Annotated in this window: 21 protein-coding genes; 11 read left to right on the top strand and 10 right to left on the bottom strand. The window is 56.9% G+C overall.

Annotation, left to right across the window (positions count from 1 at the left end):
• Positions 1 to 47 precede the first annotated feature (47 nt).
• Complete coding sequence (glyA, locus tag V6L79_RS06620; protein WP_019824044.1) at positions 48 to 1,301, bottom strand: serine hydroxymethyltransferase; 1,254 nt, start codon at positions 1,299 to 1,301, stop codon at positions 48 to 50.
• A 118-nt stretch (positions 1,302 to 1,419) separates the two neighbouring features.
• Positions 1,420 to 5,265: an EAL domain-containing protein gene (locus V6L79_RS06625; RefSeq protein ID WP_338579973.1), complete on the bottom strand. Its 3,846-nt coding sequence runs from the start codon at positions 5,263 to 5,265 to the stop codon at positions 1,420 to 1,422.
• Between the two features lie 268 nt (positions 5,266 to 5,533).
• Between V6L79_RS06625 and ettA the strand changes: the two genes are divergently transcribed.
• Positions 5,534 to 7,201 (top strand): energy-dependent translational throttle protein EttA, encoded by a 1,668-nt coding sequence (gene ettA, locus V6L79_RS06630; RefSeq protein WP_133078604.1) that lies wholly within the window; start codon positions 5,534 to 5,536, stop codon positions 7,199 to 7,201.
• 310 nt (positions 7,202 to 7,511) lie between these two features.
• Entirely contained in the window at positions 7,512 to 8,849 is a 1,338-nt protein-coding gene (gdhA, locus tag V6L79_RS06635; protein ID WP_261740892.1) for an NADP-specific glutamate dehydrogenase, read from the top strand.
• Between the two features lie 109 nt (positions 8,850 to 8,958).
• Here the strand turns inward: gdhA and V6L79_RS06640 are convergent, their stop codons facing one another.
• The 3 genes from V6L79_RS06640 to V6L79_RS06650 all read right to left on the bottom strand — a co-directional run bounded on the left by V6L79_RS06640 (position 8,959) and on the right by V6L79_RS06650 (position 11,685).
• Positions 8,959 to 9,249, bottom strand: a complete 291-nt coding sequence (locus V6L79_RS06640; RefSeq protein WP_338579974.1) for a chorismate mutase — start codon at positions 9,247 to 9,249, stop codon at positions 8,959 to 8,961.
• A gap of 15 nt (positions 9,250 to 9,264) precedes the next feature.
• The gene (locus V6L79_RS06645; RefSeq protein ID WP_338579975.1) at positions 9,265 to 11,118 is read right to left on the bottom strand and encodes a DUF4105 domain-containing protein; all 1,854 of its coding nucleotides are present in this window, start codon (positions 11,116 to 11,118) and stop codon (positions 9,265 to 9,267) included.
• A gap of 78 nt (positions 11,119 to 11,196) precedes the next feature.
• On the bottom strand, positions 11,197 to 11,685 hold the full coding sequence (locus V6L79_RS06650) for a DUF3015 domain-containing protein (protein ID WP_029611228.1): 489 nt from the start codon (positions 11,683 to 11,685) through the stop codon (positions 11,197 to 11,199).
• 273 nt (positions 11,686 to 11,958) lie between these two features.
• Between V6L79_RS06650 and V6L79_RS06655 the strand changes: the two genes are divergently transcribed.
• Together V6L79_RS06655 and V6L79_RS06660 are read left to right on the top strand one after the other, a co-directional pair.
• Positions 11,959 to 14,397: a Lon protease family protein gene (locus V6L79_RS06655; RefSeq protein ID WP_261740895.1), complete on the top strand. Its 2,439-nt coding sequence runs from the start codon at positions 11,959 to 11,961 to the stop codon at positions 14,395 to 14,397.
• A 313-nt stretch (positions 14,398 to 14,710) separates the two neighbouring features.
• Positions 14,711 to 15,028 carry a hypothetical protein gene (locus V6L79_RS06660; protein ID WP_261740896.1) on the top strand — a complete coding sequence of 106 codons (318 nt, stop codon included), beginning with the start codon at positions 14,711 to 14,713 and terminating at the stop codon, positions 15,026 to 15,028.
• A gap of 9 nt (positions 15,029 to 15,037) precedes the next feature.
• Here the strand turns inward: V6L79_RS06660 and V6L79_RS06665 are convergent, their stop codons facing one another.
• Positions 15,038 to 16,870, bottom strand: a complete 1,833-nt coding sequence (locus tag V6L79_RS06665; protein ID WP_321835807.1) for a hypothetical protein — start codon at positions 16,868 to 16,870, stop codon at positions 15,038 to 15,040.
• Positions 16,871 to 17,012: 142 nt separating this feature from the next.
• Here V6L79_RS06665 and V6L79_RS06670 point away from each other — a divergent pair, with 142 nt between their 5' ends.
• Together V6L79_RS06670 and V6L79_RS06675 are read left to right on the top strand one after the other, a co-directional pair.
• The gene (locus V6L79_RS06670) at positions 17,013 to 17,501 is read left to right on the top strand and encodes a TIGR00645 family protein (RefSeq protein WP_048362450.1); all 489 of its coding nucleotides are present in this window, start codon (positions 17,013 to 17,015) and stop codon (positions 17,499 to 17,501) included.
• Positions 17,502 to 17,644: 143 nt separating this feature from the next.
• Positions 17,645 to 18,262, top strand: coding sequence for an FKBP-type peptidyl-prolyl cis-trans isomerase (locus V6L79_RS06675; RefSeq protein WP_016779413.1), 618 nt, complete (start codon positions 17,645 to 17,647; stop codon positions 18,260 to 18,262).
• Between the two features lie 98 nt (positions 18,263 to 18,360).
• Here V6L79_RS06675 and V6L79_RS06680 read toward each other — a convergent pair whose 3' ends face one another.
• From V6L79_RS06680 to V6L79_RS06690, 3 genes are all read right to left on the bottom strand, one after another.
• Positions 18,361 to 18,633, bottom strand: coding sequence for a hypothetical protein (locus V6L79_RS06680; RefSeq protein ID WP_338579976.1), 273 nt, complete (start codon positions 18,631 to 18,633; stop codon positions 18,361 to 18,363).
• A gap of 195 nt (positions 18,634 to 18,828) precedes the next feature.
• Complete coding sequence (locus V6L79_RS06685) at positions 18,829 to 19,170, bottom strand: zinc ribbon domain-containing protein YjdM (protein WP_261740899.1); 342 nt, start codon at positions 19,168 to 19,170, stop codon at positions 18,829 to 18,831.
• A gap of 192 nt (positions 19,171 to 19,362) precedes the next feature.
• On the bottom strand, positions 19,363 to 20,331 hold the full coding sequence (locus V6L79_RS06690; RefSeq protein ID WP_338579977.1) for a polyprenyl synthetase family protein: 969 nt from the start codon (positions 20,329 to 20,331) through the stop codon (positions 19,363 to 19,365).
• A gap of 241 nt (positions 20,332 to 20,572) precedes the next feature.
• Between V6L79_RS06690 and rplU the strand changes: the two genes are divergently transcribed.
• From rplU to V6L79_RS06715, 5 genes are all read left to right on the top strand, one after another.
• Complete coding sequence (rplU, locus tag V6L79_RS06695) at positions 20,573 to 20,887, top strand: 50S ribosomal protein L21 (protein WP_003443915.1); 315 nt, start codon at positions 20,573 to 20,575, stop codon at positions 20,885 to 20,887.
• Between the two features lie 34 nt (positions 20,888 to 20,921).
• On the top strand, positions 20,922 to 21,197 hold the full coding sequence (rpmA, locus tag V6L79_RS06700; RefSeq protein ID WP_003443913.1) for a 50S ribosomal protein L27: 276 nt from the start codon (positions 20,922 to 20,924) through the stop codon (positions 21,195 to 21,197).
• 197 nt (positions 21,198 to 21,394) lie between these two features.
• Positions 21,395 to 22,621: an Obg family GTPase CgtA gene (gene cgtA / locus V6L79_RS06705; protein ID WP_338579978.1), complete on the top strand. Its 1,227-nt coding sequence runs from the start codon at positions 21,395 to 21,397 to the stop codon at positions 22,619 to 22,621.
• A 123-nt stretch (positions 22,622 to 22,744) separates the two neighbouring features.
• Entirely contained in the window at positions 22,745 to 23,863 is a 1,119-nt protein-coding gene (gene proB, locus V6L79_RS06710; protein WP_338580299.1) for a glutamate 5-kinase, read from the top strand.
• Between the two features lie 14 nt (positions 23,864 to 23,877).
• The gene (locus tag V6L79_RS06715; protein ID WP_261740902.1) at positions 23,878 to 24,339 is read left to right on the top strand and encodes a CreA family protein; all 462 of its coding nucleotides are present in this window, start codon (positions 23,878 to 23,880) and stop codon (positions 24,337 to 24,339) included.
• Positions 24,340 to 24,635: 296 nt separating this feature from the next.
• Here V6L79_RS06715 and rpsT read toward each other — a convergent pair whose 3' ends face one another.
• Positions 24,636 to 24,914, bottom strand: coding sequence for a 30S ribosomal protein S20 (gene rpsT, locus V6L79_RS06720; protein ID WP_003443902.1), 279 nt, complete (start codon positions 24,912 to 24,914; stop codon positions 24,636 to 24,638).
• Between the last annotated feature and the right edge of the window lie 74 nt (positions 24,915 to 24,988).

Consider the following 24,988-nt stretch of genomic DNA (forward strand, 5'->3'; position numbering starts at 1 on the left):
TAAAAAGCCCGGCTAATAAGCCGGGCTTCTTGTTTAGCTATTTACACTCAGTTGCCGTAGACCGGCAGCTTGGCGCAAATGGCTTTGACTTTCTCGCGAACGGCGTCGATAACGGCTTCGTTGTTGATATCAGCCAGGATGTCGCAGATCCAGGTAGCCAGTTCACGGCATTCTTCTACTTTGAAGCCGCGAGTGGTAACTGCTGGAGTACCGAAACGCAGACCCGAGGTCACGAACGGGGAGCGCGGATCGTTCGGTACGGAGTTTTTGTTTACGGTGATGAAGGCTTTGCCCAGTGCGGCGTCAGCGTCTTTACCGGAGATGTCCTGCTTGATCAGCGACAGCAGGAATAGGTGGTTTTCAGTACCGCCCGATACCACGTCAAAACCACGTTCGATAAATACCGAAGCCATGGCCTGAGCGTTTTTCACGACTTGTTGCTGGTAAGCCTTGAACTCTGGTTGCAGAGCTTCTTTGAAGCACACGGCCTTGGCGGCGATAACGTGCTCCAGCGGGCCGCCTTGCGAACCTGGGAAAACAGCAGAGTTCAGCTTCTTCTCGATGTCGGCGTTGGCTTTGGCCAGGATCAGGCCGCCACGTGGACCGCGCAGGGTTTTGTGGGTAGTGGTGGTCACTACGTCCGCAAATGGAACCGGGTTCGGGTAAACACCCGCTGCAACCAGACCGGCTACGTGAGCCATGTCCACGAACAGGTAGGCGCCAACCTTGTCAGCGATTGCACGGAAACGTGGGAAGTCGAGGATCTGCGAGTAAGCAGAGAAACCAGCCACGATCATTTTTGGCTTGTGTTCAACGGCCAGGCGCTCAACTTCGTCGTAGTCGATCAGACCGTTGGCATCGATACCGTACTGGATGGCGTTGTACAGCTTGCCCGAGGACGAAACGCTGGCGCCGTGGGTCAAGTGACCGCCGTGGGCCAGGCTCATGCCCAGGATGGTGTCGCCAGCCGACAAAAGGGCCAGGTAAACAGCGCTGTTGGCCTGGGAACCGGCGTGCGGCTGAACGTTGGCGTAATCGGCGCCGAACAGTTCTTTTGCACGGTCGATAGCCAGTTGCTCAACTACGTCGACGTATTCGCAGCCGCCGTAGTAGCGCTTACCCGGGTAGCCTTCGGCGTATTTGTTGGTCAATACCGAGCCTTGAGCTTCCATCACCGCTGGGCTGGTGTAGTTTTCCGAAGCGATCAGCTCAATATGTTCTTCCTGGCGCTGAGCTTCTTGCTCCATGGCGGCAAAAAGGTCGGCGTCGAACTTGGCAAGTGTCAAATCACGGCTGAACATGGCGGTCCTCAAGGATCGGGGCAGAAAAGGAAGGCATTCTAACTCAAAGGGTTTTATCTGGCATATGAATGCGATTCATGGTCGTCAGTTGCAAGCTGCAAGCTGCAAGCTTCAAGCTTCAAGCTTGAAGTTCATCACTTGCCGCTCGCAGCTGCTTGACCAGCAGGTGTGCCGGCATCGGTCGGCCAAACAGGTAGCCCTGGACCTCATCGCAGCCGTGCTCGCGCAGGAAATCCAGCTGTTCGTGGGTCTCCACGCCTTCAGCGATTACCGCAAGGTTGAGGCTGTGGGCCATCGCAATGATTGCACGGGCTATCTGTGCGTCTTGCTCGCCTGCGGGCAGGCCATCGACAAAGGTACGGTCGATTTTCAACACGTCGATGGGGAACTGTTTGAGGTAGTTGAGCGACGAGTAACCGGTGCCAAAGTCGTCCACGGCAATGCTCAGGCCGAGGTTTTTCAGGCTGGCGAGAATATGCAGGGCCTCGCTGACTTCACGCATCAGGATGCTTTCGGTCAGCTCAAGCTCCAGGCAGGCAGGCGACAGGCCGGTTTCCTTGAGGATATTGGCAATGCGTGTGCCCAGTTGGCCATCGGAGAACTGGCGCGCCGAGATATTGACCGAGACTTTGGGCACACGCACTTTGGCCTGGTGCCAGAGCTTGAGCTGGCGACAGGCTTCGGCCAGTACCCAGTCACCCACCTCGACCACCAGCCCCAGTTCTTCGAGAACCGGGATAAAGTCGCCGGGTGGTACCAGGCCGCGCCTTGAGTGGTTCCAGCGCAGCAGCGCCTCGACCCCGGTCAGGCGTTTGCCGTCGCCGCTGAATTGCGGCTGGTAATAAAGGATGAACTCCTGCTGTTCCAGCGCGTGGCGCAAGTCGCTTTCAAGTTCAAGACGCTCCAGGGCGCTGGCGTTCATGTCCGCCTGATAGAACTGGAAGTTGTTTTTGCCGCGTTCCTTGGCGTGGTACATCGCGGTGTCGGCGTTTTTCATCAGTTGGCTGAGTTCGTTGCCGTCTTGCGGGCTCAGGGCGATGCCAATACTGGCCGTGACGAAGAACTCGCGGCTTTCGAGTACGAAGGGTTTTACCAGGCTGGCAAGGATGTGCTCGGCCACGCTGATTGCGCGGTTCAAGGCCAGTTCGCGAGTGACGCGTGACTGCAACAGCAAGGTGAACTCATCGCCACCCATGCGGGCCACGGTATCGTCGTCGCCGACGCAGGCCAGCAAGCGAATGGCCATGTCCTTGAGCATGCGGTCGCCTGCCGCGTGGCCCAAGGAATCGTTGATCGGCTTGAAACGGTCAAGATCGAGGAACATCAGCACAACCCACGACTTGTTACGTTCGGCCTGTTGCAGTGCGGTGTGCAGACGATCCTGAAACAGGGTGCGGTTGGGCAGGTGGGTCAGGGCATCGTAATAGGCCAGGCGGTGGATACGCTGCTCGCTGGCCTTGCGTTCACTGATGTCACTGAAAAAGCATACATAGCTGGCCAGATCACCCTCGTCGTCGAACACGGCCGTAATGCCGACCCAGGCCGGGTAGTGTTCGCCGTTGAGGCGCTTGAGCCAGACTTCACCTTCCCAGGTGCCGTGCTGATTCAGTTGTTTGAGCACATAGGTGAGGTGCGCGCGCTGCTGGGCATCAACGGTCAGCATGCTCGGCAATTGGTCGAGCACCTGTGATACGGCATAACCGCTGACCCGGCTGAATGCTTCGTTGGCTTGCACGATATAGCCCGCGGGATCCGTAATCAGGATGGCCGAGGTGGAGTGTTCGAATACCGTGGCAGCCATGCGCAGATCTTTTTCTGCACGCCGCTGCTGACTGATATCACGGCCAACACCCAGGATGCCTTCGAAGGTATCGTTTTCATCCCACACCAGTACCAGGCGCAGTTCGATCGGGACGGTATGCCCGTCGGCACGCAAGCAATCGAGCAGGAATACCTGGGTTTGCATCTGGGATCGCAGGGCCGACAGTTGCTGGGGCTTGTCGAGCGCGTTACTGACGCGCTTGATCAGGCTGAAAATACCCTCCAGCTGTTGTGGGGTGGCGATAATCGATTGCCAGCCATTGTCGAACACCCATTGTGCCTCGTACCCCAGTACGGTCTGTATCGAGGGGCTGAGGTAGTTCATGCGTAACGTGCTGTCGGTAGAGAAAATAACGTCGCTGATGCTTTCGGCCAGCATCCGATAACGTTGTTCGCTGTCGCGCAATGACTCGCTGGCTTCAATCTGGTCAGTGATGTCTTTGGCCACCCCCACAACACGTGTGACTTGATCTCCCGTGTCCCGGGCGAAGGCTTGCTCGCGGATGTCGAAGCGCCGCCAAGTGCCCTGGTGATGGCGAAATCTCAGTTGGCACTGCATCAGGTTTTTGTAGCCGTTGTCCCGTTGTTCTTGGCGTAACTGGTGATAACGCTCGGCGTCTTCGGGGTGCAGCAGTAGCTCCCAAAAATAAGCGCCCATTTCTTGCAGTTCGATGGCGCTATAACCCAGGGTTTGCCCAAGGTGATGGTTGCTGAAAATGATTCGCTGGCTGATCACATTCTGCACATAGAGATGGTCGGGCACGGTGCGTACGACATCGGACCAAAAGCTCTCGCGTTCTTGCAGGGACAATTCGATCAGCTTACGGCTGGTGATGTCGCTGATGCTCAGGATGACCGAGTGATAATCCTCGCGGTCCACCGGCAGGCGTAACACCAGCCATAAATGCTGATCCTGGGCATTGGCATGGGTCAGCTTGATTTCCAGCTCAAGTTGCTGCTGTTGATTGAGCACCGCCTCGACAATTGTGTAACCGATGGTCGAGCTGCTGATCAGCTTTAGCCAGGCGCCGTTGCCTGAGTCGACCTCCAGCAGCTGCATGGCCATCTGATTGACTTCAGTAATGCGCAACTGCTCAAAAAGTTGGCGTCTATGTTGCGGGTTGTTGTCCAGCCACCGCTTGAGGTTGTCGCTGTCATGTAGTTTTTCTCGTTCAAGAAATCCGCGCAGGCTCGACAGGTCGAGAACGCACAGGGCCACGCCGGTGCCTTCAAAAATATCCTGATACCGACGACGGCCCTCATGCAACCGGCGCTGGCGGCGGCGCAAACTCAGCAGTGCTGCTATTGGCAGTAACGACAGCAGCAGACCGAGAAGGCATTTGCCGATCAACCCGGGCAGCAACTGTTCAACTGCAGCGCGCTCATTGAACAGCCCTCGCAATTGCCAGTCGCTGTGACTTATGGGGGTCAGAAGTATGGTGTCGCTTTCATCGCGCTGGCTCAGGGCCGTGGCTGGCGTAACCGGCTTTTGCGCACGGCTGAGCACTTTGTGGGTCTGGCTGTTTTCGAGCAGCCATTGCGGGCGAATGCTGCTGGCGCTCTGATGCACCAGGTTTTGCAGCAGGTTCGGGCTTATGCGCAGCAGCCAGTAGCCATCCATGGCGGCGTTGGGCTGGTGCAGTAACAAATAGATCAGGCTGGCGTCAGCGTTGTTGCTGAAGTAATAGCCATCGGTACGGCTGCGTGAGGGGTTGTGTTTGACCCAATCAGCCAGGAACGCGGCGTCCGGGCTGGTGCCGGTACTATCTAGCAGCACTTCGCCAGCAGGGCTCAGCAAGGCCAGGCTTTGAAGGGCTGGCAGGGATTGGCTCAGTTGTTGGACCAGCGCTTGTTGCTGGCGCAGGTTTTTCGGTGGTTGCTCTGTCGCAAGCAGGTTGAGGGCGGTCTCGGCTCGCAGGGCCATGTTCAGGCTGATGCTATCGGCCAGGTCGGCGCTGTAATTGATGCTGGTTTGGCGCTCTTGCTGGATTGTTTCGCGGAACTGCTCGATCACTAACCAGAGCAGCATCGCCAGCAGCAATAGAACCAGAGCCGCCAACGCGCTTTTTAACGTCCCGCGCACAGGTGTACCAAACAATTGGCTGGACGCTTTGGCGAGAATTGGCTCGGTGACATTGGGCAAGTTGTGATCCTGCGATTTGGCGGCTATGGCGCGAGGCCCCCTTAAAGACGCCCAGAGGGCGCCTAGCATGCCTTGGGTTGTGGCAAAGTGCCAGTCCTCTGGTCTGTGCTGGTTTGCCCTGCTCAGCGCATTCAGGTAGATTCGGGGGTCTACATTTATGCTTTTTCTGCGAGCAGGCATTGATCTCGATCAGTCCCTGACTGACTGCTATGGCCTGATCCGGGCACTGCTCGCACCTTATTCACCCGTCACTGACCCTAGGTTCTCCATGGCTCAATACGTTTTCACCATGCATCGGCTGAGCAAAGTTGTTCCGCCGAAGCGGGAAATCCTGAAAAACATCTCCCTGTCGTTTTTCCCTGGCGCCAAAATCGGCGTACTCGGCCTGAACGGTTCGGGTAAATCCACCCTGTTGAAAATCATGGCGGGTGTCGACACCGAGTTCGACGGCGAAGCCCGTCCGATGCCAGACCTAAACATCGGCTACCTGCCGCAAGAGCCGCAGCTGGATCCGAGCAAAACCGTACGCGAAGTGGTTGAAGAAGCCGTTAGCGTGATCAAGGACGCTCAAGCGCGTCTGGATCAGGTTTACGCCGAATACGCAGACCCGGATGCTGACTTTGACAAGCTGGCCGCTGAACAGGCCAAGCTTGAGTCGATCCTGCAAGCGAGCGACGGCCACAACCTTGAGCGCCAACTGGAAGTCGCTGCCGATGCGCTGCGCCTGCCGGCATGGGATGCCAAGGTCGAGCACCTGTCGGGTGGCGAGAAGCGCCGTGTGGCCTTGTGCCGCCTGCTGCTGTCGGCCCCGGACATGCTGCTGCTCGACGAGCCAACCAACCACTTGGATGCCGACTCGGTAGCCTGGCTGGAGCACTTCCTGCACGACTTCCCGGGTACCGTGGTTGCGATTACGCACGACCGTTACTTCCTGGATAACGTGGCGGGCTGGATTCTTGAGCTTGACCGTGGTGCCGGTATTCCTTACGAGGGCAACTATTCGGGTTGGCTTGAAGCCAAGTCCGATCGTTTGGCTGCCGAATCCAAGCAGCAGTCGGCCCATGAAAAGGCTATGAAAGACGAGCTGGAATGGGTCCGTAAAGGCGCCAAGGCGCGTCAGTCCAAGTCCAAGGCGCGTCTGCAACGCTTCGAAGAACTGCAATCGCAGGAATTCCAGAAGCGCAGCGAAACCAACGAAATCTACATCCCGGCCGGTCCGCGCCTGGGTGACAAGGTTATCGAGTTCAAGAACGTATCCAAGGGTTACGGCGATCGCGTGTTGATCGACAACCTGTCGTTCGCCATGCCTAAAGGCGCCATTGTTGGCGTGATCGGCGGTAACGGTGCCGGTAAGTCGACCCTGTTCCGCATGTTGATGGGCAAGGAACAACCGGATTCGGGCAGCATTGAAGTCGGTGAAACGGTACAACTGGCGTGTGTGGACCAGAGCCGTGACGACCTGGATGGCAGCAAGACTGTGTTCCAGGCGATTTCTGACGGTTCCGATGTGATCCGCATCGGCAACTACGAAATCCCGTCGCGTACCTATGTAGGTCGTTTCAACTTCAAAGGTGGCGATCAGCAGAAGTTCGTCAAGGACTTGTCCGGTGGTGAGCGTGGTCGCTTGCACCTGGCCTTGACCTTGAAAGAGGGCGCCAACGTGCTGCTGCTCGACGAACCGTCCAACGACCTTGACGTCGAGACCCTGCGTTCGCTCGAAGAAGCACTGCTGGACTTCCCAGGTGCTGCCATTGTGATCTCTCACGATCGGTGGTTCCTTGACCGCGTCGCGACTCACATCCTGGCGTACGAAGACGACTCGCAAGCGATCTTCTTTGAAGGTAACTACACCGAGTACGAAGCCGATCGTAAAAAGCGCCTCGGCGAAGCGGCCACCCAGCCGCACCGTGTGCGTCACAAGAAACTGGCCCAATAAGGCTGTTTTTTTGCAGTACAGAACGGCGCCTTCGGGCGCCGTTTTTTGTGGATTTTCGGATGCCCCCGATTTCGTAGCAGCCTTCGTTCCTCGGCAGCTGCTACGGTAAATTCTCGGGTAATAGTTGGTGCGAAACTGGGTACAAGAAGCTATTTTTTGGTGCGCAAAAGCCGTTGAAATCGGCGTAATTTATATAAATGCACCATTTAAATTCAGAACTGCGACATTTTGCGCTGTCGCGGTGCCACATGAATTGATAAAGTTCTGGTCAATCTCCGTTTAACGACAATAAATTTGCCGAGAATTAACCATGATCGAATCCGTCGACCAGTTCCTTGCCCGCCTGAAAAAACGTGACCCGGACCAACCTGAATTCCACCAGGCAGTGGAAGAAGTCCTGCGCAGTCTGTGGCCGTTTCTTGAAGCCAATCCGCATTATCTGACTTCAGGCATTCTTGAGCGCATTTGCGAACCCGAGCGTGCGATCGTGTTCCGCGTGTCGTGGGTCGATGACGAAGGAAAAGTACGGGTTAACCGTGGCTTCCGTATCCAGATGAACAGCGCCATTGGCCCGTACAAGGGTGGTCTGCGTTTCCATCCGTCGGTGAATCTGGGTGTTCTGAAGTTCCTGGCCTTCGAGCAAACCTTCAAGAACTCCCTGACCTCGTTGCCTATGGGCGGCGGTAAAGGCGGTTCGGACTTCAACCCCAAGGGCAAGAGCGACGCCGAAGTCATGCGTTTCTGCCAGGCCTTCATGAGTGAGCTGTATCGCCACATTGGTTCGGACGTTGATGTGCCAGCAGGCGACATCGGTGTTGGTGCCCGTGAAATCGGCTTTATGTTTGGCCAGTACAAGCGCCTGAGCAACCAGTTCACTTCCGTGCTGACCGGCAAGGGCATGAGCTACGGCGGCAGCCTGATCCGCCCTGAAGCTACCGGTTTTGGTTGCGTGTATTTCGCCCAGGAAATGCTCAAGCGCAGCGGTCAGCGCATTGATGGCAAGCGCGTGGCCATTTCTGGCTCGGGCAACGTGGCGCAATATGCGGCGCGTAAGGTCATGGACCTGGGCGGCAAAGTGATCTCGCTGTCGGACTCTGAAGGCACGCTGTACTGCGAGGCCGGTTTGAGCGAGGAGCAGTGGGAAGCGCTGATGGAGCTGAAAAACGTCAAGCGCGGCCGTATCAGCGAAATGGCCGGGGAGTTTGGCCTGGAGTTTCTGGCTGACCAGCATCCGTGGAACCTGGCGTGTGATATTGCACTGCCGTGTGCTACCCAGAACGAGCTGGACGCTGCAGCGGCGCGTACGTTGCTGAGCAACGGCTGCGTGTGCGTGGCTGAAGGTGCGAACATGCCGACCACCCTTGAGGCCGTCGACCTGTTTATCGAGGCCGGTATCCTGTTTGCACCGGGCAAGGCATCCAACGCCGGAGGCGTGGCGGTGAGCGGTCTGGAAATGTCGCAAAACGCCATGCGTCTGCTGTGGACGGCGGGTGAGGTGGACAGCAAGTTGCACAACATCATGCAGTCGATCCACCACGCGTGCGTGCATTACGGCGAAGAAAACGGCCGGATCAACTATGTAAAAGGCGCGAACATTGCGGGCTTCGTTAAAGTCGCCGATGCGATGCTGGCGCAGGGCGTGGTTTAAGCCGTTAATCCTGTAGCCGCTGCCGCAGGCTGCGATGGGCTGCGTAGCGGCCCTTCTTTAAAGGCCCTTCGGGCCTTATCGCAGCCTGCGGCAGCGGCCACAGGTTTTGTTATGAAAGCGCCTTATGCTCCGCCAGTTCCTGCTCGATAAAGGCCGCGATCATGGTGCGGTAAACGTCTTCGGTGACGTTCGGGTTGGCGCCCAGTTCTGAGGCCAATGCCCGAACCTTGGTAATCACCTGTTCAACCCGCTGCGGGGCCCTGACCGCATCGCTGTCTTTCTTGAAACGAGCCGCCTGTAACACGTAGGCGCCGCGTTCGGCGATCAAGCCGACAATCTGTCGATCCAGCCCGTCGATTTTCTCGCGCACTTGCTCAAGGGAATCACAGTTAACTGCCATGTATTGAAAACTCCTTTAGTAGTGATACCACTTCAACTCCAGCATCACCTCGTTGATGGGGGAGGTCAGCTTGCTGAACTCTCGTTGGGCAGTGAGTCGCAGGCCGAGGTTGCGCGAAACTTCCCATTGTTGATTCAGGCTCAGGCTTCGACGGATTTCACCATTAGTGAAGTAGTCGCCTTTCGCTTCCAGGCTCAGGTTTCCCACCGGATTACGCCAAAGAAGCCCGGTGTTAAAACCCGCAGCCGGAGACACGAAAGCGGCAAAGTCGTTGTTGTGCTCCACGCGCAGAGTGCCGAGGGCAAAGCCCAGCATGTTTTCACCCAATTGCCAGGTGCCGCCCGCGCCACCGTTGATGTGGCTGACCAGATTTTCGTCGCCATGTTTGCCGAGTACCCGTTCCAGCCCCCCGCCCACTTGCCAGGACCAGGGTTGCAGCAATTCGTTGCGTGGGGTCAGGGAGCGGATGTTGGCCAAGTCCAATTGCTGAACTTGCCAGTTATTGCCTTCGTACTGGCGCAGTTTGAGTTGCAGAATTTCAATCTGTGCACCCAGCGGAAAGCCTGGGGCGTTGTCGTTCAGGTCGTGGTAGGCCATGCGCAGGCCGTATTCGGCAAAGGCCTTGTCGTCACGGCTACCGGCGCCCAGTTGCCAGGTTCGCGATTCGTGGCCGTTTTCAGGTAACTCGGGTTTTTCGACCTGCAGTTCAGGCGCAGGGTTCTGGTTGATCGCCCGTAGTAGTTCAAAGCTGCGTTGTGAGCGCGCGGTGTCGCGCTCAAGGCCATTGGCCCTGTAGCGCTCAATACGATAAGCCGCGTCGATGATCAGCGCCTGGCGCTCTTTGGGCAACGCCTTGAAGGCCGGGTTCTGCAATTGAGCCTGATCGGCACTGACCTGCAAGACCCATTGCTGTTCTTCTGGATCGAGGGCTTTGGCTCGGTCGAGCAGCTCACGTTCACGGGACGGGCGGTATTCGATGCTTTCGACCAACCCGGCTTCCTTGACTGCTTTCACCGTATCGGTGGGGATCGCGGTCAGCGGGAATTGGCTGGTCAGCTGCAAGCCGGGGCGCGCCACTTGCAGCAGTTCGAGCAAACGGTACGAGCAGTTTTCGTCGAAGAAGAAATAATCGAACTGGATCTGTTTGAGCTCCCACACATGTTCGACCATGCGCTGGGTTTCTTCAGGTGTGAGATTAAGTCGGTATTCCCACAGGTCGCGGTTTTCGAGGCTACGGTATTCCGAGAGTTTTTCCTGGTAGGGCACCAGCGCAAACAGGCCGGGATAACCACCGGCCAAGCCCTTCCAGGCATACAGAATGCTGTTGTCGGAACCTTCGATATAGGCACCGAAGTTGATCGCGTAGCTCAGCAGGGCGGTCTTGTTGTTCTGCACATCGGCTTGGTCGATACGCAACAGGGTATGGCCGAACATCGAGGACGGGCTGTTGAGGTAGGCCGCCGGAAAGATCATCACCGTGCTGTGCGGCGCCACGTCCTTGAACCATTGCGTGAACTCTGCGCACTCGGCCTTGGGCAGGTCTGTCAGGTTCAGTTGAGCCTTGAGCCAGCGAGTACGGGCCGGGTACACGCACTGCGGGTGCTTGTCGCCCAGGCTTACGGGTGCATACAACGCCTCGACGGTGGCACGCAGTTCGGCGTCCGGGTGATGAGCGCCGTCGGGGGCGAGAAAGAATTTATCGTCGCTGACATAGCTACGCCAGCCGCTGAGCTTGCCGGCTTCGTAGTGCCCCAGCGAAATCCAGAACGGGTCGTTGGCCAACTGTTGCACACGTTGATCGTCGATAGGGGGTGCGGCATACAGCGGGGCGCAGGCACAGAGCGCCAGATAGGCAAGGCGTTTGAGCATGGTCGGCAACTGTTGTCAGACGAATAGAAGTGAAGCAGGAGAATACCCGCTCCGAGAGGAGCGGGCAGGTCTCATTTACTACGCAGCAGTGGCGTATTTAGCCAGGCGAGCATCGCCTTTGAGAATAGCCAAGGTGTTGCTGTGCACGTCTTCAGCCGTTACGTCGGCCTTGCTGAAGATTTGCTGGAAGTGCTCATGGGTGACAGCGGCGAAATGCTCGCGGTCTTCAGGGGCGACGCCCAGTACCACCGCGTAGGTGGTCAGTGCTTCGCCATTGCCTTTAGCCATGTCTTCGGACAGTTCGTTCATCATGCCATTCATGGCAATCCACGATTTGCCGCCGTAAGTCAGGGCGTCCTTGGTGGTGCAGCCGTTGGTGCCGGAGGTCATGCCGAAGGTGGCGTTACCGGACGTGCCGTTGGTGGTTGATGCCAGGAAGTGAGCGGGAGTACCGCGCTGACCTTCAAACAGCATGTTGCCCCAACCGCAGTTCGGGCCGCCCGGAGCCTGGGCCATGGCATTGAGGGAAACAACAGTAAAGAGAGTACCGAGAAGAATCCGTTTCATAGCTTTGTTCTCTATGTGCGTGCAACCAATGGACAAGGGTTTCTGGCCCTGAAGCGCCAGTACGAGCCGGTTATGCCTTCCAGCCGCGTAACAGCTTGGAGTCTAGGCACGATCAGCAGGTTCCGTGTTTTTTTGTAAAACAATCTGTTCTGGAGCACATTTTCGGCCCGTAAACACTGGGAGGTGAGATTTCCCGTGTTGTGTTCCTTGCCAGTGGTGCACAGCCAGCGCCAGAATGCTGCCATCTGCCCCGCCCCGATGTAAGGAAGCCCGATGCCTGATTCTGTTGCCACCAGCTTGCGTCTAGCGCCTGACGCGCTAACCCGTCCTTTCTCTGCTGAACAGTTCAGCTTCTCTAACACCAATGATTTAGAACCCTTTCGCGGAATTCTCGGCCAGGAGCGAGCGGTCGAAGCCTTGCAGTTTGGCGTGGCCATGCCGCGCCCGGGTTACAACGTATTTGTGATGGGCGAACCGGGAACGGGTCGCTTTTCGTTCGTCAAACGCTACCTCAAGGCGGAAGGCAAGCGCCTGAAGTCGCCGAGTGACTGGGTGTACGTCAATAATTTTGATGAGCCGCGTGAGCCGCGTGCCCTGGAATTGCCGTCGAGTACCGCTGGCGCCTTTATTGCCGATATCAATCACTTGATCGACAACCTGCTGGCAACTTTCCCGGCAGTGTTTGAGCACCCGACGTATCAGCAGCGCAAAAGCGCGATCGACCGTGGCTTCAATCAGCGCTACGACCGTGCGCTGGATGTGATTGAGCGTCTGGCGCTGGAAAAAGGCGTAGCGCTGTATCGTGACAGCAGCAACGTGGCATTCACCCCGATGAGTGATGGCAAGGCGCTGGATGAGGCTGAGTTTTCGCAATTGCCTGAGGCCGAGCGCGAACGCTTTCACGAGGATATTTCCGGGCTGGAAGAGCGGCTGAACGAAGAGCTGGCCAGCCTGCCGCAGTGGAAGCGTGAGTCGAACAATCAACTGCGCCAATTGAACGAAGAAACCATCACCCTGGCCCTGCAACCATTACTGTCGCCGCTGTCGCAGAAGTACGCCGAAAATGGCGCTGTCTGCGGCTATTTGCAGGCGATGCAGGTTTACCTGCTGAAAACCGTGGTCGAGCAATTGGTCGACGACAGCAAGACCGACGCCCAGGCCCGCAAGCTGCTCGAAGAGCAGTACCTGCCGAGCCTGGTGGTGGGCCAGCCGCTGAGCGGCGGTGCGCCGGTGGTATTTGAGCCGCACCCGACTTACGACAACCTGTTTGGCCGTATCGAATACAGCACCGACCAGGGTGCGTTGTACACCACCTACCGGCAGCTGCGCCCCGGTGCTTTGCACCGTGCCAACGGTGGTTTTTTGATTCTCGAAGCCGAGAAAATGCTCAGCGAACCCTTTGTCTGGGATGCCCTCAAACGCGCCCTGCAATCGCGCAAGTTGAAAATGGAATCGCCGCTGGGCGAGATGGGCCGCCTGGCGACCGTCACTCTCAACCCGCAAGTCATTCCCTTGCAGGTCAAGGTCATTATCATTGGTGCCCGCCAGCTGTATTACACGCTGCAGGACCTCGACCCGGACTTCCAGGAGATGTTCCGGGTGCTGGTGGACTTCGACGAAGACATCCCCATGGTCGATGAGAGCCTTGAGCAGTTCGCTCAGTTGCTGACCACCCGCACTTCGGAAGAAGGCATGGCACCGCTGACCGCTGATGCAGTGGCGCGTCTGGCGACGTACAGCGCGCGTTTGGCCGAGCATCAGGAGCGGTTGTCGGCGCGTATTGGCGATTTGTTCCAGCTGGTCAGCGAGGCGGATTTCATTCGTCACCTGGCGGGCGATGAAATGACCGACGCCGGGCACATCGAGCGTGCGCTCAAGGCCAAGGCCACCCGCACGGGGCGTGTCTCGGCACGGATCCTGGATGACATGCTGGCCGGGATTATTCTGATCGATACCGATGGCGCGGCCGTCGGCAAGTGCAACGGCCTGACCGTACTGGAAGTCGGTGACTCCGCCTTTGGTGTGCCGGCGCGGATTTCCGCCACGGTGTATCCGGGTGGCAGTGGCATTGTCGATATCGAGCGCGAGGTTAACCTCGGGCAGCCGATTCACTCCAAGGGTGTAATGATTCTGACCGGGTATTTGGGCAGCCGTTATGCCCAGGAATTCCCGCTGGCAATTTCGGCCAGTATCGCGCTGGAGCAGTCCTACGGTTACGTCGATGGCGACAGTGCGTCGCTGGGCGAGGCCTGTACGTTGATTTCAGCGTTGTCGAAAACGCCGCTTAAGCAGTGTTTTGCAATTACCGGCTCCATCAACCAGTTTGGTGAAGTGCAAGCGGTGGGCGGGGTCAACGAGAAGATCGAAGGCTTCTTCCGACTCTGCGAAGCGCGGGGGCTGACAGGCGAGCAGGGGGCGATTATTCCGCAGGCCAACGTAGCGACCTTGATGCTCGATGAAAAGGTGCTGCAGGCGGTACGTGATGGCAAGTTCCACGTGTACGCGGTGCGCCAGGCCGATGAGGCCTTGAGCCTGTTGGTGGGTGAGCCTGCCGGTGAGCCGGATGAAGAGGGCCAGTTCCCTGAAGGCAGCGTCAACGCTCGCGTGGTAGAGCGGTTGCGGGTAATTGCGGAAATGATCAACGACGACGACCTCAAGGAAGCCGAAAAGGAGTTGCTGGCTGAAGCATTGGCGGCGAAGAAACCGGCTTAACCCGTCACTCTGTAGCAGCTGCCGAAGGCTGCGTTCGGCGGTGAAGCCGTCGTGAAGTCGGAGGTTGCGGTTTATCAATTAAATCGCAATCTCAGCATTTACGATCGCTTCGCAATCGGACGTAGCCTTCGGCAACTGCTACACAAGCTGTTTGCGAGGCTGCATTGAACTGGGACAGCCAGGCCGTTGGTCATTGGCGACTTTTCTTATGCGGTATTTCTTCTATTCTGAGGTCAAGGACTCCACTGTCGTCACTGGAACGATGCAGCCCGTAGTGTGCGGCTGAAGACAGGATCTACCGAGGGTCGCCGCCATGTCGCGCAACCTTTGCCTCACTCGCCAATGCTTGGGCTTGGTGACCCGTATTGAATGCAGCGTTCGACCGCTGGCAGGCAATAACGGGATGTGGACGCTGCTCTTTGCTGCCGGACTGGCAGGTGAGCAACCTTCCACCATCAAGGCGCAAGGCCCATTCCCCGGCCCGTTCGTGGCCGAAACCATTCTTGAGTCAATTGTTGAAAGCCTGACGTTGCATGGCTATCGGCTCGCGGACGATCCGCAGATCTGGTGCCTGCATGTACAGGCCCAGCTGCGTCAGATCAATGGCGGGCGTTGTCACGCCTCCCGCTAACCAGCGGTTCTATTGTGGGGTGCTGGCTTCCGGGGCTTTATCGAGCTTGACCTCGAATCCGTACTCGACAGGGTTCAGCGCAATGCGGGCATAGCTTTCCAGTTGGGTCGGCTGGCCATAAAAGTAATGCACGTCGAAGATTGGCGAGCCGTTGGGCTCGGTCAAATGGCTTACAGCGACCACTTCCTTCAGATAGTTACCCGTGTCGTCCTTGGCGTAAAAGCGCCAGGCTTCGGCCGGGAATAATTTTTGATCAACGATCAGTGCGTTGTCTTTGAGCTCAAGGCCTTTGGGCAGGTGAGCGATGTCCAGGGCTTGTTTGTCTATGTCGGCGACAAACAGGGGGATAGAGCCAATCGCGTACGCCGGTGTTTCGGGAAACAGGTTCAGGTCGTAGGTGATGACACCGGTGTGCGGGTCAACATCAAAGGCTTCGGCAGGCAGCTCAAGTGGCTCGCCACGGTTGCCATTGTCGTCCTCGGCGAAGAACGTTACAGGTGCGTCAGACGTGTCGGGGAGCGCGCCGAGCATTTCATCATTGAAGGTGGCCGGGTGGCTGAACTCAATGGTCGCGGCGCTGGCGTCGTCCACTGACTGGCTGATCACGACGCTTTTTTCCAATTGCTCGGGGTCAAGGGTGGCGTCTTTCAGGTAGCTGGCGGCCTGATCGTCATAGACCACAACGTTGAGCGGGAGCGGCTGGATAGCTTTGCCCACGACGGTTTTGTCGAGCTTGCGCACTGGCAGGTCGAGAGCTTTGCGGGTGACATTGGCGGTGGAGAAGTCGAGCACGTTGATGTCGACATTTTCGACCACACCGTTGAAGTACACCTTGCTGTAATGGTGGGGGTGTTTTTGGTCAAAGGCCTTTTGTTCGGTATCCAGTTGCTGCTCGAATGCGTCACTCCAGGCTGTTTGCTTGAGCATTTCGGCCAATTGCTGCTGATAAAAGGCCAGTTGTTCGGCGTTCTCGTTGATCGAACCTGCGCGCGACAGGAACTGCCCGGAGTGGTCGCGGGCCTGGATGATCAGCGGGTTGAGCGGGGTGTCGCGTACTTGCTCGGCCAGCGCGGCGCTGTTGACGATGTCCACCTCGGCAAAGTTTTTGCCCAGTGCCAGCAGGGTCACGCTGATCGTACCGTCGGTGCGGGTTTTACCCACGTCCTTGCTGCTCAGGTTGAAGTTGACCACTTTGCCTGGCGCAATGACTTCGACTTTGCCGTGCAGCATCAGGGGTTGAGGCTGCTGCGTGTTATCGACTTCAATCCCGTCTATGTAGGGGTAGGTGACAGTCAGGTCGTCCGGGTTGCTCAGGTTGGCGCTGGAGGGGCTTAGCTGGATGCCTGGATCGGTTTCGGACCATTCTGGTTGAAAGGGTATCTCCTGCTTGTTGCTCAGGGTCACGGACTGCCATTCAAGTGCGTGGGGGAACGGGAACTCGGAGGCGCTGTTGAGCGGGAACGGGAAGACTGGCTCCAGATCCGTCAGGTAATCGGAGCTGGAGTTTTTGCGCAGTACAAACAGGCCGTTGATATAGGTATCGCTAAGCGCCTGGCTGCTTGGGTAATGCTTGAGCAGCGCGAGGTCGTCTGTGGCGTACTCGGTCTCAACAGGTTTGTCTTGCAGCTTGAGGCGTGCACGTTCCAGCAACAGCAGGGAGCCGCCCAGGTCTGCTACAGCGTCTTTGAGCTGTTGGTCCTTGATGGCATCGAGGCTTTTTTCAAATGCTGCGCTGCGCTCTTCCAGGCTGGCCTGCTGATGTTTATCGTCAGGGGAGCAGCCGCCGGTGGCGAGCAATGCCATCGAAAGCCCAAAACAAGCCAAGGGGAATCGCAGATCCATGGTTCGGTTTTCCTGTCCGTAAACAAAGCTGAGAAGGTGGACACTAGCAGAAATTGTTTTTACAGGCTGTTTCGAAGCCTTTAACTATGCCGTTTTCCCACTGATATACTCGCGCCCATTTTTTTATTTCCTGTGAGATTCAATGGAACGCTTTATAGAAAACGCAATGTACGCCTCGCGCTGGATCCTGGCGCCGATCTATTTTGGGCTCTCGCTGGGCTTGCTGGCTTTGGCGTTGAAGTTCTTTCAGGAAGTGTTTCACGTAATCCCTAACGTGTTCGCGCTAAGTGAGTCGGATTTGATCCTGGTCATCCTGTCGCTGATCGACATGGCGCTGGTGGGCGGTTTGCTGGTGATGGTGATGATCTCCGGTTACGAAAACTTCGTCTCGCAACTGGATATCGACGAACACAAAGAGAAGCTTAGCTGGTTGGGGACGATGGACTCCACGTCGCTGAAGATGAAAGTAGCGGCTTCGATTGTGGCGATTTCCTCGATCCACCTGCTGCGGGTGTTTATGGATGCACGCAATATCGAGCCTCAGTACCTGATGTGGTACGTGATTATTCATATGACCTTTGTGATATCGGCGTTTGCGATGGGCTATCTGGATAAATTGACCAAACACTGAGGTCGGCCGTGCAGGCGTGCACAAACCCGGGCTGCGAAGGCTTTGGGGGCTGTGGTAGTCTGCTGGCCCTTTTTTGGTTCAGGGTGTCCGGGAGCAGCGGTTAATACGGCTTTTTCTGGGCACCCCCACAGCGGAGCAGTGTTATGTCCGAAGTAAATCTGTCGACCGACGAAACCCGCGTTAGCTACGGTATTGGCCGTCAGCTGGGTGACCAACTGCGCGACAACCCGCCACCGGGCATCAGCCTGGATGCAATCCTGGCTGGCCTGACTGACGCTTACGCGGGCAAGGAAAGCCGTGTAGGTCAGGAAGAAATGTCGGCCAGCTTCAAGGTGATCCGCGAGATCATGCAAGCTGAAGCCGCTGCCAAGGCAGAAGCTGCTGCAGGCGAAGGCAAGGCTTTCCTGGCTGAAAACGCCAAGAAAGACGGCATCACCACTCTGGCTTCCGGCTTGCAATTTGAAGTTGTGACTGCGGGCGAAGGCGCTAAGCCATCCCGTGAAGACACCGTGCGTGTTCACTACCACGGCACCCTGATCGACGGCACTGTGTTTGACAGCTCCTACGATCGTGGTCAGCCAGCTGAGTTTCCGGTTGGCGGCGTGATCGCAGGCTGGACTGAAGCCCTGCAACTGATGAACGCCGGCAGCAAATGGCGTATCTACGTGCCGAGCGAACTGGCTTACGGCGCGCAAGGCGTTGGCAGCATTGCTCCGCACAGCGTGCTGGTATTCGACGTGGAACTGCTGGACGTTCTGTAAGAACTCGGCGCTTTAACGTTGTAGAGCGGGCTTGCTGGCGATCGGGATGACTGTGTGTCGTCTGTATCGCGAGCAAGCCCGTTTGCTTTTGGCGCACGTCATATTTCTATTTTGGCGTGATGCTCGTGAGTGTCGGTCGTGCCGATTGGGCGCAATGCCCGGGCATAGCAGAACAGAAACAAGTTACGCACCAACTCCTTGAGCACCACCGGCTCGCTTGAGTTGAGACCGTTGAAATCCAGGTCGCCCTGATCCTGTAGTTCGTTTAGCGCTTCTTCTTCCAGTACGGCACAGACTTCCCCGGTTTCCCGATGCAGGATTCGCATGTAGGGATGTGGACGGTCCAGCCAGGCATCAATCAAATAAGTCATGTGTGTCATCTCCTTGATGAATACCAATGAGAATAATTCTTATTCAATTAATAGCAAGTGCCTATTGGCGGATTTGTATTTTTTCTGGATAAAAACTGCTGCCGATCAAAGCGGCTGGCTTTTTGATATTGCGAAGGGGTGGAGCGGGGGAGGTCGCACCTTCCTGCGCGAAACGCAGGAAGGTAAGCAACAGAATCAGACTTTGCGTACGAACTCGGACTTGAGTTTCATTGGACCAATACCGTCGATCTTGCAGTCGATATCGTGGTCGCCATCGCACAGACGAATATTTTTGACCTTGGTGCCGACTTTGACCACCAGGGACGTGCCCTTGATTTTCAGGTCCTTGATTACGGTAATAGTGTCACCGTCGACCAGAATAGTGCCCGCGGAGTCTTTGTAGACTTTTTCATCGCTGGCTTCTTCAGCCTCGCCGTTGGCGGACCACTCATGGGCGCATTCCGGGCAGATCAGCTGAGCGCCGTCTTCGTAGGTGTATTCGGAATTGCATTTTGGGCAGGGTGGCAACGTGCTCACTAAAGCTCCTTAAGAGTCAGGATGGCTAAAAGGCACGCATTATATAGGGTTTTGTTGGCGGGCGGGTAAACGTGGAGCTTTACCGAACACGTAGCCGCTGCAGCAGGCTGCGCAGCGACCCTTCTTGAATGCTCAAGCGAAGGTCCTGCGGCCCTTGTCGCAGCCTGCGGCAGCGGCTACAGCGTCACGGGATCAGTGCGTACGCGCTACCGCAAATTCACTCAGTTCCACCAGCGCGTCGCGGTATTCGCTTGGCGGCAGGGCTTCAAGGCAAATAATGGCACGGGCAACGTAGTCGCGAGCCAATTGTGCGGTGTACTCCAGCGCACCAGAGGCCTCAACGGCAGCACGAATGCTTTCAAGGTCCTCAATGCCACCTTTCTGGATGGCTTTGCGTACCAGGGCAGCCTGCTCGGGTGTGCCTTCACGCATGGTGTAGATCAGCGGCAGGGTCGGCTTGCCTTCAGCCAGGTCGTCACCGACGTTCTTGCCCAGGGTTTCGGCGTCACCGCGGTAGTCGAGCAGGTCGTCCACCAACTGGAAAGCCACGCCCAGGTGATCACCAAAGGTACGCAGCGCTTCGCTTTGTTCTGGTGTGGCACCGGCCAGTGCCGCAGCGCTGTGGGTCGAAGCCTCGAAAAGCATCGCGGTTTTACCGCGAATGACTTCCATATAGGTTTCTTCGGTGGTGCTGGCGTCGCGCACTTTAGACAGCTGCAATACTTCGCCTTCGGCAATGATGCGGGTAGCTTGCGACAGGATTTTCATCACTGGCATCGAGCCCAGCTCAACCATCATTTCGAAGGAGCGCGAGTACAGGAAGTCGCCGACCAGCACGCTGGGTGCGTTGCCCCACGTAGCATTGGCCGTTTTGCGGCCACGGCGCATGCCCGACATGTCGACAACGTCGTCGTGCAGCAGGGTCGCGGTGTGCAGGAACTCGATGGTCGCTGCCAGCAGACGCATATCGTCGCCTTCGCGGCCAAGGGCCTTGCCACACAACAGCACTAATAAAGGACGAAGGCGTTTGCCTCCAGCCGAAGTAATGTAGTCGCCGATTTTTGAGACCAGCGGCACGCGTGAAGTCAGCTGCTTCTTGATGATGCCATCGACGGCGCTAAAATCGTCCGCCACCGCGCGGTAGAAAGCTTGGGGTTGCATCAGCGACAGGTGCTCCAGAAGGGTTGCGCGGCATGCTAGGTCGGGGGGCTGGGCCTGTCAAGGCGCGATGGACGGCCCCTTGCAACCCTGGCATGGCTTGCGTACAATCGCGCACCCTGAACTTCCTGGGCAGCACCTGCCTTACGCAATTGCACTTGGGCCGTTCCAGCCCCATGCAGCCATGCCAGCCAATACCTTTACCTATAAAGAGCTGGGTGAGCAGGATTATCGGAGAAATACCATGTCGTACGCAGTAATCGTTACTGGTGGCAAGCAATACAAAGTAGCTCCAGGTGAATACCTGAAGATCGAAAAACTGGAAATCGCTACCGGCGAATCCGTAACTTTTGATCGCGTTCTGTTGGTCGCCAATGGCGACGACGTAAACATCGGCGCTCCAGTTGTTCCTGGCGCCACTGTTGTTGCTGAAGTGATCTCCCAAGGTCGTCACGATAAAATCCGCATCATCAAGTTCCGTCGTCGTAAGCACCACATGAAGCGTATGGGCCACCGCCAGTGGTACACCGAGATCAAAATCACCGGTATTCAGGCTTAATTTCAGCCTAATTCCTCACTAGGAGAATTGACTCATGGCACACAAAAAAGCTGGTGGTAGTACCCGTAACGGTCGCGACTCAGAAGCCAAACGCCTTGGCGTGAAGATGTATGGCGGCCAGGCTATCATTCCGGGCAACATCATCGTGCGTCAGCGCGGCACCCAATTCCACGCTGGCTACGGCGTTGGTATGGGCAAAGATCACACCCTGTTCGCGAAAGTGGAAGGCGTGATCAAGTTCCAGGTTAAAGGCGCCTTCGGTCGTCGCTATGTAAGCATCGTTCCGAAGACTGCAGTCGTCGCGGCGTAATAGCTTGGTAGCTGGAAGAGCCCTGTCTTGCGACGGGGCTTTTTCGTTTGTGGGGTGAGTCTCTTGCAAAACTGTTTGTATGGGCTGCTGGCGCTGGATTTTACGGTCGTTGATTGAGGTCGCTGCGCTCATTTTTGCAAGAGTCTTATGTCTTGGTTTTTATCGGCTCGTCCTGATGACGAGAGGCGTGTTTTGTTATGAAGTTTGTTGATGAAGTATCGATCAAAGTAAAAGCAGGCGACGGTGGTAACGGTTGCATGAGTTTTCGTCGTGAGAAGTTCATCGAAAATGGTGGGCCAAACGGTGGTGATGGTGGTGACGGCGGCTCGATCTACATGATCGCCGACGAAAACCTCAACACTCTGGTTGACTACCGTTATACCCGCCACTTTGATGCCCAGCGCGGCTCGAACGGCGGCAGTGCGGATTGCACGGGTCGCAAAGGTGAAGATCTGGAGCTGCGTGTTCCGGTCGGCACTACGGTGATCGATGCGGGCACTCAGGAAATTATCGGCGACCTGACCAAGGCCGGCCAGCGTTTGCTGGTGGTGCATGGCGGTTGGCACGGTCTGGGTAACACCCGTTTCAAATCCAGTACCAACCGGGCTCCGCGCCAGACTACTCCGGGCAAACCGGGTGAGCAGCGCGACCTGAAACTGGAATTGAAAGTGTTGGCTGACGTGGGTCTGTTGGGCTTGCCGAATGCCGGTAAAAGTACCTTTATCCGCTCGGTGTCTGCAGCCAAGCCAAAAGTGGCGGATTATCCGTTCACTACTCTGGTGCCAAACCTGGGTGTAGTCAGCGTGGATCGCTGGAAGAGCTTTGTGATTGCCGATATTCCTGGCTTGATCGAAGGTGCTTCCGATGGCGCGGGCCTGGGGATTCGTTTCCTCAAGCATTTGGCGCGTACCCGTCTGTTGCTGCACCTCGTCGACATGGCGCCGGTTGAAGGCAGTGAAAGTGCTGCTGACACCGCTGAAGTCATCGTTAATGAGCTGACCAAGTTCAGCCCGTCGCTGGCTGAGCGTGATCGCTGGTTGGTCTTGAACAAGTGCGATTCGTTGCCGCAAGACGAGCATGACGCGCGAGTTAAAGAAGTTGTTGAGCGTCTTGAGTGGACTGGCCCGGTTTACGTGATCTCGGCTATTGCCAAGATCGGTACCGAAAAACTGTGCCACGACATCATGCGTTATCTGGAAGATCGTGCAGACCGTCTGGCTAATGATCCTGCTTACAAGGAAGAATTGGCTGAGCTGGATCAGCGCATCGAAGATGAAGCGCGTGCGCAGCTGCAAGCACTGGATGACAAGCGTGCCCTGCGTCGCAGCGGCGTGAAGAGCGTCCACGACATCGGTGACGATGACTGGGATGAGGACGATGTTGATGATGAAGATGGTCCGGAAATCATTTACGTCCGCGACTGATTCGTTGCAGTAAACTACAGCGCCGCTCCATGAGCGGCGTTTTAGCATCTACGATTTGGTAATCAAAAATAATTCCATGGGTGGCGCTCGGTCGCGCTGCTCTCAGGCATAGGTTGGATGATGATGCGGAGCAAGGTGACGGGTGCACAGCGCTGGGTTGTTAAGATCGGCAGCGCGTTGCTGACAGCGGATGGCAAGGGTCTGGATCGCGCCGCGATGGGCGTTTGGGTCGAGCAGATGGTGGCCTTGCACGAGGCGGGCGTTGAGCTGGTGCTGGTGTCTTCGGGTGCGGTTGCGGCCGGGATGAGTCGCCTGGGCTGGACGGTGCGACCGAGTGCCATGCACGAGCTGCAAGCGGCTGCGGCCATTGGCCAGATGGGCTTGGTACAGGCCTGGGAGTCGAGTTTTGCCGAGCACTCCCGGCACACGGCGCAAATCCTGCTGACCCATGACGATCTGTCTGATCGCAAGCGTTATCTCAATGCTCGCAGCACTCTGCGTGCGCTGGTGGAATTGGGTGTGATCCCGGTCATTAATGAAAATGACACGGTGGTTACGGACGAAATCCGCTTCGGTGATAACGATACGCTGGCGGCGCTGGTGGCCAATCTGGTTGAGGCGGACCTGTTGGTGATTTTGACCGATCGCGACGGCATGTTTGATGCCGATCCGCGCACTAACCCTGATGCAAAAATGATCTACGAAGCGCGTGCCGATGATCCTGCGCTGGATGCGGTGGCGGGTGGTACCGGTGGGGCTCTGGGGCGTGGTGGTATGCAGACAAAACTGCGTGCAGCGCGTCTGGCGGCTCGCTCCGGGGCGCACACGATTATCGTGGGCGGGCGTCTGGAGCGTGTGCTGGATCGTCTTAAGGCTGGCGAGCGTCTGGGAACATTGCTGTCGCCTGAGCGTGGCCTGCTGGCGGCGCGCAAGCAGTGGCTGGCCGGGCATCTGCAAACCCGAGGCACGCTGGTACTGGATGATGGTGCTGTCGCTGCGTTGTCCCAGAGCAACAAAAGCCTGCTGCCAGTGGGGGTCAAGGCGGTTCAGGGTGGTTTCCGGCGCGGCGAGATGGTGGTGTGCGTGGCATCGGACGGTCGAGAAATTGCCCGTGGCCTGGCTAACTACAGCGCTGGCGAAGCGCAAAAAATTATTGGGCAGTCGTCGGATGCGATTGTCGGTTTGTTGGGATATATGGCGGAGCCTGAGCTGGTTCACCGCGATAACCTGATTCTGGTTTGATTTTGAGGTGTTCTATGCGCTTGATTGGCGGTTTGTTGGGGTTGATATTGGCGGTGCCGTTGCTGGCATCGGCTGAAGAGATTGGCTCGGTGTCGACGGTATTCAAGTTTGTCGGGCCGAATGATCGCATTGTGGTCGAAGCGTTTGATGATCCCAAGGTAGATGGCGTGACTTGCTACCTGTCTCGTGCCAAAACGGGCGGCATGAAAGGTGGTCTGGGCTTGGCTGAGGATCGTGCTGAGGCGTCGATTGCGTGCCGTCAGACCGGTCCGATCAGCTTCAAGGGTGACCTGAAGGATGGCGACGAGGTGTTCAAGGAGCGCACGTCCTTGGTATTCAAGACCATGCAGGTCGTACGATTCCTCGACAAGAAGCGCAATACGTTGGTGTATCTGGTGTATAGCGACCGTCTGATCGAAGGTAGCCCGCAGAATGCGGTAACGGCGATCCCGATTTTGCCGTGGCCGCACGAGTAACGGGTCTTAATAAAAAAGCTGCGGTTATCGCAGCTTTTTTTTGCCGATATTTTGCTGCGTTGTCGCTTTTGTAGCCGCTGAGGAGTGGAGCGAGGCTGCGTTCGGCGGCGAAACCGTCGCAAAACCATGGGGCGCGGGTGTTGCGAGGGCTATCGGATTTGCGATCGCTTCACCCTCGAGCGCAGCCTCGCTCCGCTCCTCAGCGGCTACAGGATGTGCATTGTGTTCGGGGAGGGTGTCAAATCGCAGGCAATAAAAAACCGACCCTGAGGTCGGTTTTTTAAAAAGCTTATCGCTTAAGCGGCAGTCGCAAGGTTCAACGCCTTGACGTGGCCATTCAGGCGGCTCTTATGGCGAGCAGCTTTGTTCTTGTGGATGATGCCTTTATCGGCCATACGGTCGATAACAGGTACAGCCAGAACATAAGCAGCTTGCGCTTTAGCAGCGTCTTTTGCGTCAATGGCTTTAACTACATTCTTGATGTAGGTACGAACCATGGAACGCAGGCTGGCGTTGTGGCTGCGACGCTTCTCAGCCTGTTTTGCACGTTTTTTGGCGGAAGGTGTGTTGGCCACCGTCGAGCTCCTCGAAAGACTTTTGGGAAATAACAAACAAAATAGGCCGCGAATCATGCCGATGACGAGAACTC

It is taken from the genome of Pseudomonas sp. ML2-2023-6, from assembly GCF_037055265.1.
GTDB classification, from domain to species: domain Bacteria; phylum Pseudomonadota; class Gammaproteobacteria; order Pseudomonadales; family Pseudomonadaceae; genus Aquipseudomonas; species Aquipseudomonas kulmbachensis.

Excerpts from the sequence above, each read along its gene's own strand:
- glyA (WP_019824044.1), bottom strand. The coding sequence starts at position 1,301 with ATGTTCAGCCGTGATTTGACACTTGCCAAGTTCGACGCCGACCTTTTT.
- ettA (WP_133078604.1), top strand. The coding sequence starts at position 5,534 with ATGGCTCAATACGTTTTCACCATGCATCGGCTGAGCAAAGTTGTTCCG.
- gdhA (WP_261740892.1), top strand. The coding sequence starts at position 7,512 with ATGATCGAATCCGTCGACCAGTTCCTTGCCCGCCTGAAAAAACGTGAC.
- V6L79_RS06640 (WP_338579974.1), bottom strand. The coding sequence starts at position 9,249 with ATGGCAGTTAACTGTGATTCCCTTGAGCAAGTGCGCGAGAAAATCGAC.
- V6L79_RS06645 (WP_338579975.1), bottom strand. The coding sequence starts at position 11,118 with ATGCTCAAACGCCTTGCCTATCTGGCGCTCTGTGCCTGCGCCCCGCTG.
- V6L79_RS06650 (WP_029611228.1), bottom strand. The coding sequence starts at position 11,685 with ATGAAACGGATTCTTCTCGGTACTCTCTTTACTGTTGTTTCCCTCAAT.
- V6L79_RS06655 (WP_261740895.1), top strand. The coding sequence starts at position 11,959 with ATGCCTGATTCTGTTGCCACCAGCTTGCGTCTAGCGCCTGACGCGCTA.
- V6L79_RS06660 (WP_261740896.1), top strand. The coding sequence starts at position 14,711 with ATGTCGCGCAACCTTTGCCTCACTCGCCAATGCTTGGGCTTGGTGACC.
- V6L79_RS06665 (WP_321835807.1), bottom strand. The coding sequence starts at position 16,870 with ATGGATCTGCGATTCCCCTTGGCTTGTTTTGGGCTTTCGATGGCATTG.
- V6L79_RS06670 (WP_048362450.1), top strand. The coding sequence starts at position 17,013 with ATGGAACGCTTTATAGAAAACGCAATGTACGCCTCGCGCTGGATCCTG.
- V6L79_RS06675 (WP_016779413.1), top strand. The coding sequence starts at position 17,645 with ATGTCCGAAGTAAATCTGTCGACCGACGAAACCCGCGTTAGCTACGGT.
- V6L79_RS06680 (WP_338579976.1), bottom strand. The coding sequence starts at position 18,633 with ATGACTTATTTGATTGATGCCTGGCTGGACCGTCCACATCCCTACATG.
- V6L79_RS06690 (WP_338579977.1), bottom strand. The coding sequence starts at position 20,331 with ATGCAACCCCAAGCTTTCTACCGCGCGGTGGCGGACGATTTTAGCGCC.
- rplU (WP_003443915.1), top strand. The coding sequence starts at position 20,573 with ATGTCGTACGCAGTAATCGTTACTGGTGGCAAGCAATACAAAGTAGCT.
- rpmA (WP_003443913.1), top strand. The coding sequence starts at position 20,922 with ATGGCACACAAAAAAGCTGGTGGTAGTACCCGTAACGGTCGCGACTCA.
- cgtA (WP_338579978.1), top strand. The coding sequence starts at position 21,395 with ATGAAGTTTGTTGATGAAGTATCGATCAAAGTAAAAGCAGGCGACGGT.
- proB (WP_338580299.1), top strand. The coding sequence starts at position 22,745 with ATGCGGAGCAAGGTGACGGGTGCACAGCGCTGGGTTGTTAAGATCGGC.
- V6L79_RS06715 (WP_261740902.1), top strand. The coding sequence starts at position 23,878 with ATGCGCTTGATTGGCGGTTTGTTGGGGTTGATATTGGCGGTGCCGTTG.